The sequence below is a fragment of the Pseudorhodoplanes sp. genome, from assembly GCF_046289595.1.
GTDB lineage: Bacteria > Pseudomonadota > Alphaproteobacteria > Rhizobiales > Xanthobacteraceae > Pseudorhodoplanes.
In genome coordinates this window covers 1-10,477 of the sequence record NZ_JBKBVB010000141.1, presented here as the reverse complement: position 1 = coordinate 10,477, position 10,477 = coordinate 1, and the positions used below count along the sequence as shown (strand labels likewise).

The 10,477-nt window shown below is 64.6% G+C and carries 11 protein-coding genes and 1 tRNA gene; 6 read left to right on the top strand and 6 right to left on the bottom strand.

The features are described 5' to 3' along the window. From ACK41X_RS20680 to ACK41X_RS20670, 3 genes are all read right to left on the bottom strand, one after another. The coding region (locus ACK41X_RS20680) for an efflux RND transporter periplasmic adaptor subunit (RefSeq protein ID WP_409727229.1) at positions 1-566 on the bottom strand (566 nt) is incomplete at its 3' end. Between the two features lie 80 nt (positions 567-646). After that, positions 647-1,099, bottom strand: a complete 453-nt coding sequence (locus ACK41X_RS20675) for a GatB/YqeY domain-containing protein (protein ID WP_409727226.1) — start codon at positions 1,097-1,099, stop codon at positions 647-649. Positions 1,100-1,211: 112 nt separating this feature from the next. Continuing rightward, positions 1,212-1,718, bottom strand: coding sequence for a hypothetical protein (locus tag ACK41X_RS20670; RefSeq protein ID WP_409727223.1), 507 nt, complete (start codon positions 1,716-1,718; stop codon positions 1,212-1,214). 206 nt (positions 1,719-1,924) lie between these two features. On the opposite strand from ACK41X_RS20670, the gene carA reads away from it, so the two are divergent. Continuing rightward, positions 1,925-3,124 (top strand): glutamine-hydrolyzing carbamoyl-phosphate synthase small subunit, encoded by a 1,200-nt coding sequence (gene carA / locus ACK41X_RS20665; RefSeq protein ID WP_409727220.1) that lies wholly within the window; start codon positions 1,925-1,927, stop codon positions 3,122-3,124. 6 nt (positions 3,125-3,130) lie between these two features. Here the strand turns inward: carA and ACK41X_RS20660 are convergent, their stop codons facing one another. Next, complete coding sequence (locus ACK41X_RS20660) at positions 3,131-3,346, bottom strand: GDCCVxC domain-containing (seleno)protein (protein WP_409727218.1); 216 nt, start codon at positions 3,344-3,346, stop codon at positions 3,131-3,133. A gap of 107 nt (positions 3,347-3,453) precedes the next feature. Here ACK41X_RS20660 and ACK41X_RS20655 point away from each other — a divergent pair, with 107 nt between their 5' ends. The 4 genes from ACK41X_RS20655 to ACK41X_RS20640 all read left to right on the top strand — a co-directional run bounded on the left by ACK41X_RS20655 (position 3,454) and on the right by ACK41X_RS20640 (position 5,358). After that, positions 3,454-4,143 carry a class I SAM-dependent methyltransferase gene (locus ACK41X_RS20655; protein ID WP_409727215.1) on the top strand — a complete coding sequence of 230 codons (690 nt, stop codon included), beginning with the start codon at positions 3,454-3,456 and terminating at the stop codon, positions 4,141-4,143. Between the two features lie 145 nt (positions 4,144-4,288). Continuing rightward, positions 4,289-4,362, top strand: a tRNA-Cys gene (locus tag ACK41X_RS20650). Positions 4,363-4,426: 64 nt separating this feature from the next. Further along, positions 4,427-4,900: a YbaK/EbsC family protein gene (locus ACK41X_RS20645; protein ID WP_409727212.1), complete on the top strand. Its 474-nt coding sequence runs from the start codon at positions 4,427-4,429 to the stop codon at positions 4,898-4,900. A 95-nt stretch (positions 4,901-4,995) separates the two neighbouring features. Further along, positions 4,996-5,358, top strand: a complete 363-nt coding sequence (locus ACK41X_RS20640; protein WP_409727209.1) for a PRC-barrel domain-containing protein — start codon at positions 4,996-4,998, stop codon at positions 5,356-5,358. Between the two features lie 128 nt (positions 5,359-5,486). Here the strand turns inward: ACK41X_RS20640 and ACK41X_RS20635 are convergent, their stop codons facing one another. Both ACK41X_RS20635 and ACK41X_RS20630 read right to left on the bottom strand, forming a co-directional pair. Continuing rightward, a complete protein-coding gene (locus tag ACK41X_RS20635) occupies positions 5,487-5,729 on the bottom strand; it encodes a hypothetical protein (protein ID WP_409727205.1) in 243 nt (80 codons plus the stop codon). Between the two features lie 36 nt (positions 5,730-5,765). Beyond that, positions 5,766-6,938, bottom strand: coding sequence for a YihY/virulence factor BrkB family protein (locus ACK41X_RS20630; protein ID WP_409727202.1), 1,173 nt, complete (start codon positions 6,936-6,938; stop codon positions 5,766-5,768). A gap of 222 nt (positions 6,939-7,160) precedes the next feature. Between ACK41X_RS20630 and carB the strand changes: the two genes are divergently transcribed. Continuing rightward, positions 7,161-10,477 (top strand): carbamoyl-phosphate synthase large subunit (carB, locus tag ACK41X_RS20625; protein WP_409727199.1); only part of this gene is annotated, 3,317 nt, incomplete at its 3' end.

Sequence of the window (10,477 nt, the reverse complement as noted above, 5' to 3'; positions counted from 1 at the left end):
GTCACCTGCAATGGCTTCGGAACGCCGACATGAAACAGAATCTTGCCCGGTTCGACGATCTCGCCGATTTCCCCGTCCCGCCGCAGCACGATTCCGTCGATCGGCGCGGTGATGGTGTATTGATCGACCCGCTCTTCAAGCACGGCGATCAGCCCCTGCACCTGGCGCAGGTCGGTCAGCGCCTTCTCATGCGCCTGGGTGGTGACGGCGCCCCGGCCGATCAGTTCGGTCGTGCGCGCGACCTCGCGCTTGGCGAAATCCTCGCGCGCCCGCAATTCGTGCAACGAGGCGCGGATTTCCTTGTCGTCAAGCCGCGCCAGCACGTCGCCCTGCTTCACCGTCTGGTTTTCGCAATTGCAGATGTCGACAATGCGCTGGCGCACCAGGCTCGTGACCTTCGACCAGCGCACCGGCTCGACCGCACCGGTGGCGTAGACGATTTCGACTGCAGTCCCGCGCACCGGAGAGACGACCGACACATCCGGAATGCGGCCATAGGTCCACCACCAGATTGCGGCGGCGATGCACACAACGATCACGGCAGCGAAGAACAGCCTCGCGCGCATGCACGCCTCCGCATATTGGCAAAGCGAAGCGTCTATAGCCCGGCCGGTACAGCGCGGATTTGACCGCGCGCAAACTCCGGTCAGCCGCCGAGCTTGGCCTTCACCATCGCGCTCGCCTTGGCGAAATCCATCTGGCCGGCGAATTTGGCCTTCAGCGCGCCGACCACCTTGCCCATGTCCTTCATCGACGCTGCGCCGGCTTCCGCGATCGCGGCGTCGATCGCCGCAGCCATCTCGGCGTCCGACATCTGCTTCGGCAGATAGGCGGAGATGATGGCGATTTCGTCGGCCTCCTGCCGGGCGAGTTCGGGACGGCCGCCCTTCTCGTAGAGCTCCTTGGATTCCTGGCGCTGCTTGATCATTTTCTGCAGCACCGGAAGCAGATCGGCATCGGTCAGGGTCTTACCGCTCGCACGCGCCTCGATATCCGCGTTCTTGAAGGTGGAATTGACCATGCGCAACGTTGCGATCTTGCGCTCGTCCTTGGCCTTCATCGCCTCTTTCAGGGCATTGTTGATATCGTCGCGCAGCATCGGCCTCTCCCTTCAGCGCTGCGGCTCGATCGGAAAACGAAGCGGGCGGCACCGCAGTCGGCCTGCATGTACCGCCCGCGCTCGCAAAATCAAGGCCGCGGCCGTCAGCCCCTCATGGCCTGGCGCAAACGAGTTGCAGCGTGACCGCCTCGCCGCCCGCGCAACTGGCCGCGATCGCGTCGCCGTCCCGCTTGAACAGCGCGTGGCCGGGCGCGCCGATGCATAGCGCATTCACCACGACCTCGCCCTTGTCGCAGGCATGGGTGCAGACATCGCCCAGGCAGGCATGGCTGACCGCCCGGATGCTGGTGCCGTCCTTGCCGGGCGCGCCATCTTTGCCCGCTGGGCCGGGAGGGCCGGGAGGGCCGGCCGGCCCTGCCGCGCCGTCCTTGCCGGGTGCGCCGTCCCTGCCCGGTGCGCCATCCTTGCCCGGTGCGCCATCCTTGCCCGATGCGCCATCCTTGCCGGGCGGTCCGGCAGGCCCGGCAGGCCCGGCAGGTCCGGCAACGCCTTGCTCACCGCGATCGCCTTTCTCGCCCTTTTCGCCTCGTGGCGGTTCGGAACATGCGGCGAGCGCCACGGCAGCACCAATCATCAGTCCGCCTAACAAAAGTCTCATGAATTTTCCTCCGCCCGATGATTTCAGACCCGATCGTGATGAGGCGAATGTCCCGCCGCAAGCGCCGTATTGGCGCACGGCATCTTGGCGCAGGGCCATTGTTCCGGCCCGGACGGGTTGGAACCGATAATTGTCAGCGGATTGGCCGCCCCAAAGGCGCGGTCCGGGGTTGGCAGCGCGGCCTTGTCCGACTATGCAGACCGCTCATGAACACCCGACACGATTCCGGCTGGGCCGAACCTGCGGCAACCGCGCTTCTGGTGCTGGCCGACGGCACCGTCCTTCAGGGCCAGGGCTTCGGAGCGACGGGCTCCGCGGTGGGCGAAGTCTGCTTCAACACCGCCATGACCGGCTATCAGGAGATTTTGACCGATCCCTCCTATGCCGGCCAGCTCATCACCTTCACCTTCCCGCATATCGGAAATGTCGGCACCAACGACGAGGATATCGAAACGGTGAACATGGCGGCGACGCCGGGCGCGCGCGGCGTCATCCTGCAGGCCCATATCACCGACCCGTCGAATTACCGCGCCTCCCGGCATCTCGACCAGTGGTTGCGCGCCCGCGGCATTATCGGCCTGTCCGGGATCGATACCCGCGCGCTCACCGCACTGATCCGCGAAAAGGGCATGCCCAATGCCGTGATCGTCCATGACCCCACCGGCAAGTTCGACCTCGATGCGCTGAAGAAGGAAGCGCGGGACTGGCCCGGCCTGGTCGGCATGGATCTGGTACCGATGGTGACGAGCGCCCAGCGCTTCACCTGGGACGAAGGCGAATGGCAATGGGGCAAAGGTTATTCGCGCGTCGAACACCCCGAATTTCATGTCGTCGCCATCGATTATGGCGTCAAGCGCAACATCCTGCGCCTCCTCGCCTCCAACGGCTGCAAGGTGACGGTGGTCCCCGCGACCACCAGCGCCGAGGAGATCATGGCGCTCAATCCGGACGGCGTATTCCTGTCCAACGGACCTGGCGATCCGGCGGCGACCGGCGCATATGCCGTGCCGGTGATCCGTGAGATGATCGACAGAAGCCTGCCGACCTTCGGGATCTGTCTTGGCCACCAGATGCTCGGCATCGCGCTCGGCGGCCGCACCGTGAAGATGCATCAGGGGCACCATGGCGCAAACCATCCGGTGAAGGATCTCACCACCGGCAAGGTCGAGATCACCTCGATGAATCACGGCTTCGCGGTGGACAAGGATTCGCTGCCGGACAATGTCGAGCAGACTCATGTGTCGCTGTTCGACGGCTCCAATTGCGGCATCGCGCTGAAGGACAAGCCGGTCTTTTCGGTGCAGTACCACCCGGAAGCCTCGCCGGGGCCGCGCGACTCGCATTATCTGTTCAAGCGCTTTGTCGAAGCGATGCGCGAACACAAGAAGCGCAGGGCGGCCGCGTAACGCGCTTCAAGCGCAGCAATTGCCCCCGGTCTGGATGGGCGGACACGGCACCGTGCCGTAGGAGCAGAACACGCAACAATCGCCCGGCTTCGGCTTGAGCCGCGCGCCGCAGCCCTTGCAGTCGTAGAAAAAGACGCAGGCGTCGTCCGGCATCGTCTCTTCGGCGCGGTGGCCGCAGAGCGGGCAGGTCAGAATTGATTGCGTCTCGCGGCTGATCTGCATCGGGCTGGTCTGCTTCGGGTATCCGCACCGTTGTGCCAATAGCATAAATCGCCGCCCGGAGCAGCCCGAAATAGCCACGGGCCGCAGTGCCGCGCTATAAACGGCGCATGAGCGACTGGGTCACATTTTTCGATTCCGATCACGCCATCTATGTGAATGCGCGGCACAAAGAGGTGCATGCCGTCATCACCGGCGAGGGCATGGCGGACTATATCGGCAAGAACGACCGCGTGCTCGATTACGGCTGCGGCGAGGCAGCCTATGCTGAGCGGCTGGTGCGCAAGGCCAAGGCGCTGACGCTATGCGAGGCGGCGCCCAATCTGCGCGAGCGGCTCAAGCAGCGCACCGCGCATGAGCGCTTCATCAGCGTGCTGTCTCCGGAGGAGGCTGAAGCGCTGCCCGACGGCGTGTTCGATGTGGTCGTCATGCATTCGGTGTCGCAATATCTCTCGCATGCCGAAATGGACCGCCTGCTCAGCCTGTTCCACCGCCTGCTGACGCCGGACGGCAAACTGGTGACCGGCGACGTCGTACAGCCTGATACACCGGCCTGGAAAGATGCGCTGGCGCTGCTTCGCTTCGGCTGGCGCGAGGGCTTTTTCTTCGCCGCGCTGACCGGGCTCATCCGCACCGTCTTCTCGGATTATTCGAAGCTGCGCAAACAGGCCGGACTGACCCGCTACAGCGAGCGCGAGATGGCCGCCAAGATCGAGGCTGCGGGTTTTCGCGTCTCCCGCGCGCCGCGCAATATCGGCCATCTGCAGACCCGCATGACATTTATCGGCACGAGAGCGTGACAAAGCGGGGCGCGGCGGCGCAGAGCGCGTCGTTACGGTAACCGCGTGCAGCGCATTAACTCCAAAGCCAAATGCTCAGGCTAACCACTGGTCGCCAAAACCCGTCGCACTTGTCTGTTCTGGTCCGGCCGCTATCGTCGGTCCTGGCCCGGTGGCGGAGCGGAGACGCAAGGTTCTGCAAAGACCGATAGCCTGGTTCGATTCCAGGCCGGGCCTCCAATTTTTCCGTCTGTTTGACTACGTTGCTCCTGCGTTTTCTCCCCAGCAAGCCCCTCAGAGATCCATGAAACCTGCCAGCGCACCCGGCGCACGCCGTGTCCAAAACCTGCTCGGCCCCGGTTTTGCCGTGGTCGAATTCGCTGCCGGCACCCGCACCTCGGCGGAAGCCGCCGCCGCCATCGGTTGCGAGGTCGCGCAAATCGCCAAGTCGCTGGTGTTCCGCACCGCGAGCGGACAGGCGGTGCTCGTCGTCGCCTCCGGCGTCAACCGCGTGGACGAAAAGAAAGTCGGCGCTCTGCTTGGTGAGCGGATCGAGCGCGCAGACGCGGATTTCGTACGCAGCGCCACGGGCTATCCGATCGGCGGCGTTGCGCCGGTGGGGCTTGCCGGCGCACTTGCCGTATTCCTCGATGAGGATCTGAGGCGCTATGACACGCTTTGGGCGGCGGCGGGAACGCCAAATGCGGTGTTTCAATTGACAGCGGATAAGCTCGCGCAGATCACCCGCGGCCGCTTCGCCGACATTGCCAAACGCTGAAGCGTCCGGCGCCGCGGCGCGGATGTGTCAAATGACAAACGGAACGATTTGCCGGCCTTCGCGCTTCATTCGTTATTCCGCGCAAGGAGGAACGAATGACCGAAAACCGAGAGACCTACGACCTGATCGGCAGCGACAAGGTCGAGGGAACCAATGTGTACGATCCTGACGGCAACAAGATCGGCTCGATCGAGCGGGTGATGATCGGCAAGCGCTCCGGCAAGGTGGACTATGCCGTGCTGAGCTTCGGCGGCTTTATGGGCATCGGCGACGAGCATTATCCGCTGCCCTGGCCCTCGCTCAAATACAACACCGAGCTCGGCGGCTATCAGGTCGCAGTGACCGAGGACCAGCTCAAGGGTGCGCCGAAATACTCAAACGAAAACGAATGGGATTGGAACGATCCCGCCCGCGGCCGGAAGGTTTCGGATTACTACGGGACAGCCTGGGCGTATTGACGCAACGCAGCGGTATCGCTCTCGGCGATATCGCTGTCTCAGGCCGCTGCCAAACGGCGTCAGAGACGTGACGACAAAAACCCGGCGCGGATCGCGCCGGGTTTTCCGTTTGGACCTCGGCGCGTGCCTTACGTTCCGCGGACCGCGCCGGGCTGCTGGCCGGGTGCACCATCCGGTTGCGGTGGAAGATCGTGCGTTACGCTGCCGCGCGCCGGCGGCAATTCCATGCTGGGACGGTCCTTGTCCGGCGGCACCGGATCGACCAGCGGCCGGTCCTCATTGGGATGCGGCGCGGGCGGCTGTTCCACGGGAGAGGGTTTGCCGGGCACTTCGTCCGGCGGCTGCGGCGGGGTGACGGGTTGTTTTGCCATGCATGTCAACGCGCGTGAGCCGTCCAGGTTTCGCCATCACTGCGCCGCGCCGACCGTATCCGCCATCACCGCGCCGCGCGCACCGAGCGGCTTCGGCGTGCCGACAGTCGTGTCGCGGGCGGTCTGATGCTCGATCTGCGCATTGATCTCGGCGCCGAGCAGGACCGCGATCGAGGTCAGCCACAGCCACATCATCAGGCCGATGCCGGCGCCAAGCGAGCCATAAGTCGCGTTGTAGTCGGCGAAGTTCGACAGATACCAGGAGAACAGCGACGATCCCGCGATCCAGAGCAATGTCGCGACCACGGCGCCGACGCTGAGCCAGCGCCATTGCGCCGCGTTGCGGCTCGGGCCGAAGCGGTACAGGACCGCAAGCCCAAGCGCGATCACGATCATGATTGCGGGCCAGCGCAGCATGGCGATCGCCCATTCGCCGAAGCCCTGCAGCCCGATCCAGGCGAAGACCAGCGGCAGCACCACCACGGTGCCGATGGCCAGCAGAAGAACCACAAGTCCGCACAATGTCATGGCGAGCGAAATCAGGTTCAGCCGGACGAAGCTGCGCTTTTCGGTTTCGCCATAGATGACGTTGAGCGCGTCGATCATCGCCTTCATGCCGGCATTGGCGCTCCACAGCGCGATCAGAAGTCCGGTCATGAAAGCGACGCTGAGCCCGCCGCCGCTGCCCTGCGCGATACGCAGAATTTCGCCTTCGACGATGCCATAGGCGCCCTCCGGCATCAGCGCCGCGGCGAAGGCCAGATGCCGGCCGATGGTCGCGGCTTCCGCAAACAGCGCATAGGAGGAAACCAAAGCCGTGATGGCGGGAAAGAGAGCGAGCAACCCGTAAAAGACGACACCGGCAGCGACCGCCAGCAGCCGGTCGTCCTGGATGCCCGCATAGGTCCGCAGCGCGATGTCGCGCCATCCGGCGGCCGGAATGTCGGCCGGCGAGGCGGCGCTACGGCCGCGGCCGCTCTCTCGCGCGCGCGTGTGCTGAAGGGTTTGCGGATCGTTACCGGTCGGGGCCGTGATGGATGCTGCGGCGGGAGCGGCCGCGACACGGCCCTGCGCATCGAACGAGACGGCCCGGGCGTCCTTTGGCATGCGCGAGCGCGCGAACACCCCAAGCGCGGTCCCGATGGCCACCCCGCCGAGCCAGAGCGGCAGACTGAATGCTTTATTTTCCAGAGACTTGCGGGGCGGCATCGGGAATGGTCCGGACGGCGGCTGGCCTGGTCATGCTGCCAACGCAAATCTCCCCGTAAAGTTGCCCAAATCCGGCCCGGCAGGCTTCCCCCCTTCCCGATTCTGGTCTAGACACCACGCCGCGCGGGGCCCCATGCCTCGCCGAGGGGCCTCAAGGACGCGCGCAAAGCGCGCCCTTTTTTTATGCGCCTCAAGCCCTGCGCGCAGGTACCAGCGGAGCCGATGCCGAAACGAACCGACATCACATCGATCCTGATCATTGGCGCGGGCCCTATCGTCATCGGACAGGCCTGCGAGTTCGACTATTCCGGCACCCAGGCCTGCAAGGCCCTGAAGGAAGAGGGCTACCGGATCATCCTGGTGAATTCCAATCCGGCGACGATCATGACCGATCCGGATCTCGCCGACGCCACCTATATCGAGCCGATCACACCCGAAATCGTCGCCCGCATCATCGAGAAGGAGCGGCCGGATGCCCTGCTCCCGACCATGGGCGGGCAAACCGCGCTGAACTGCGCGCTGTCGCTGAAACGGATGGGCGTGCTCGACAAGTTCGGCGTGCAGATGATCGGCGCCACCGCCGAAGCCATCGACAAGGCCGAGGACCGCGAGCTGTTCCGCGAGGCGATGCACAAGATCGGGCTGGAGACGCCGCGTTCGGCGCTCGCCAACGCCTCGGTGATGAAACAGGCCGACCGCGACAGATACACCGCCGAAATCGCGGCCATCAAAGCGAAGGCTCTTCCCGCGGACGAGGAGAAGAAAGCGCTCGCCGCCTTTGAGACGAACTGGGCCGCAGGCGAAGCCGACCGCAAGAAGAAATATATCGAGCGCGGCCTGATCGAGGCGCTGGAAGCGCTGACCGTGATCGGGCTGCCCGCCATCATCCGGCCGTCCTTTACGCTGGCGGGCACCGGCGGCGGCATCGCTTACACACGCGAGGAATTTCTCGACATCATCGAGCGCGGCCTCGATGCGTCCCCGACCAACGAAGTGCTGATCGAGGAATCGGTGCTCGGCTGGAAAGAGTATGAAATGGAAGTCGTCCGCGACAAGGCGGACAATTGCATCATCGTGTGCTCCATCGAAAACGTCGATCCGATGGGCGTGCACACCGGCGATTCGATCACGGTGGCGCCGGCCCTGACGCTGACCGACAAGGAATATCAGATCATGCGCGACGCATCGCTGGCGGTGCTGCGCGAGATCGGTGTGGAGACCGGCGGATCCAATGTGCAATTCGCCGTCAATCCGGCGGATGGACGGCTGGTCGTCATTGAGATGAATCCGCGGGTGTCGCGATCGTCGGCGCTGGCTTCGAAGGCCACCGGCTTTCCGATCGCCAAGGTCGCGGCGAAACTCGCGGTCGGCTATACCCTGGACGAAATCAAGAACGACATCACCGGCGGCGCGACGCCGGCCTCGTTCGAGCCGACCATCGATTATGTCGTCACCAAGATTCCGCGCTTTGCCTTCGAGAAATTCCAGGGCGCCTCGCCGGTCCTGACCACGTCGATGAAATCGGTCGGCGAAGCCATGGCGATCGGCCGCACTTTCCAGGAATCGCTGCAGAAGGCGCTGCGCTCGCTGGAAACCGGACTGACCGGGCTCGACGACATCGAGATCAAGGGCGTTAACGAAGGCGACGACAAGAACGCGATCCGCGCCGCGCTTGGCACGCCGACGCCGGACCGCCTGCTCTATGTCGCGCAGGCGATGCGGCTCGGCCAGGATGACGACACCATCCACCAGAGCTGCAAGATCGATCCGTGGTTCCTGTCGCAGATCCGCGGCATCGTGGAGACGGAAGCGCAGATCAAGGCGAAAGGCTTGCCGTCGACGCCGGGCGCGCTGCGCAAGCTAAAGGCGATGGGCTTTTCCGACGCGCGGCTTGCCAGGCTGACCGGGCTTTCCGCGGCGGAGGTGACGGCAAAGCGCCATGCGCTCGGCGTGCGCCCGGTATTCAAGCGCATCGACACCTGCGCGGCGGAATTCGCGTCCCCTACCGCCTACATGTACTCGACCTACGAAGCGCCCTTTGCCGGCGCACCGGTAAACGAGGCCCGTCCCTCCGACCGCAAGAAGGTGGTGATCCTCGGCGGCGGCCCGAACCGGATCGGCCAGGGCATCGAGTTCGACTATTGCTGCTGCCACGCCTGCTTCGCGCTGAAGGATGCGGGCTACGAAACCATCATGGTCAATTGCAATCCGGAAACGGTGTCGACCGACTACGACACATCGGATCGCCTTTATTTCGAGCCGCTGACCGCAGAGGATGTGCTCGAAATCATCGACATCGAGCGTTCGCGCGGCGCGCTGCACGGCGTCATCGTGCAGTTCGGGGGACAGACCCCGCTCAAGCTCGCCGAGGCTCTGGAGAAGGCGAATGTGCCGATCCTTGGCACATCGCCCGACATGATCGACCTTGCGGAAGACCGCGACCGCTTCAAGAAGCTGCTCGACAAACTCGGGCTCAAGCAGCCGGAAAACGCCATCGCGACCTCGCCGGAAGAGGCACGCAAGATCGCCGGCGAGATCGGATTCCCGATCGTGATCCGTCCGTCCTATGTGCTGGGCGGCCGCGCCATGGAAATCGTCCACGACGCCCATCAGCTCGACCGCTATCTGACGCGGCTGATCGGCGATCTCGACCGGCCCTCGGAACTCGTGGTGTCGGCGAAACGCCCGCTGCTGCTCGACCGCTACCTTTCGGACGCGACGGAAGTCGATGTCGATTGCCTCGCCGACGGCACGAACACCTTCATCGCCGGCATCATGGAGCATATCGAGGAAGCCGGCGTGCATTCGGGCGATTCGGCCTGCGCGCTGCCGCCGCATTCGCTGGATGCCGACACGATCGCCGAACTGGAGCGGCAGACCCGCGCACTGGCGCTGGCGCTCGAGGTCGGCGGCCTGATGAACGTGCAATACGCCATCAAGGATCGCGAGATCTACGTGCTGGAGGTCAACCCGCGGGCCTCGCGCACGGTGCCCTTTGTCGCCAAGGTGATCGGTCTCCCGGTCGCCAAGATTGCGGCGCGGGTGATGGCCGGCGAGAGCCTTTCGAGCTTCAAGCTCAGCCCGCCCCGCATCCGGCATACCGGAGTCAAGGAGGCGGTCTTCCCGTTCGCCCGCTTCCCCGGCGTCGATACGGTGCTCGGCCCGGAGATGAAATCGACCGGCGAGGTGATGGGCATCGACAAGAGCTACGACATCGCTTTCGCCAAGTCCCAGCTCGGCGGCGGCACGCGGGTGCCGCGGTCCGGGACCGTGTTCGTGTCGGTCCGCGATTCCGACAAGCCGCGGATTCTGGAGGCGTTAAGAACGCTGTCGGAGCTCGGTTTCCGCATCATCGCGACGTCCGGGACCAAGCGCTATCTGGACGAGAAAGGGGTTCCATCCGCCAAGATCAACAAGGTCCTGGAGGGCCGGCCGCATATCGTTGACGCGATCAAGAACGGCGAGGTCCAGCTGGTCTTCAATACCACCGAGGGGGCCCAGGCCCTGGCGGATTCGCGGTCGCTGCGGACGGCTGCCCT

Coding starts and splice junctions, on each gene's coding strand:
- carA (WP_409727220.1), top strand. CDS start 1,925: ATGAACACCCGACACGATTCCGGCTGGGCCGAACCTGCGGCAACCGCG.
- ACK41X_RS20675 (WP_409727226.1), bottom strand. CDS start 1,099: ATGCTGCGCGACGATATCAACAATGCCCTGAAAGAGGCGATGAAGGCC.
- ACK41X_RS20635 (WP_409727205.1), bottom strand. CDS start 5,729: ATGGCAAAACAACCCGTCACCCCGCCGCAGCCGCCGGACGAAGTGCCC.
- ACK41X_RS20645 (WP_409727212.1), top strand. CDS start 4,427: ATGAAACCTGCCAGCGCACCCGGCGCACGCCGTGTCCAAAACCTGCTC.
- ACK41X_RS20655 (WP_409727215.1), top strand. CDS start 3,454: ATGAGCGACTGGGTCACATTTTTCGATTCCGATCACGCCATCTATGTG.
- ACK41X_RS20630 (WP_409727202.1), bottom strand. CDS start 6,938: ATGCCGCCCCGCAAGTCTCTGGAAAATAAAGCATTCAGTCTGCCGCTC.
- ACK41X_RS20660 (WP_409727218.1), bottom strand. CDS start 3,346: ATGCAGATCAGCCGCGAGACGCAATCAATTCTGACCTGCCCGCTCTGC.
- ACK41X_RS20670 (WP_409727223.1), bottom strand. CDS start 1,718: ATGAGACTTTTGTTAGGCGGACTGATGATTGGTGCTGCCGTGGCGCTC.
- ACK41X_RS20640 (WP_409727209.1), top strand. CDS start 4,996: ATGACCGAAAACCGAGAGACCTACGACCTGATCGGCAGCGACAAGGTC.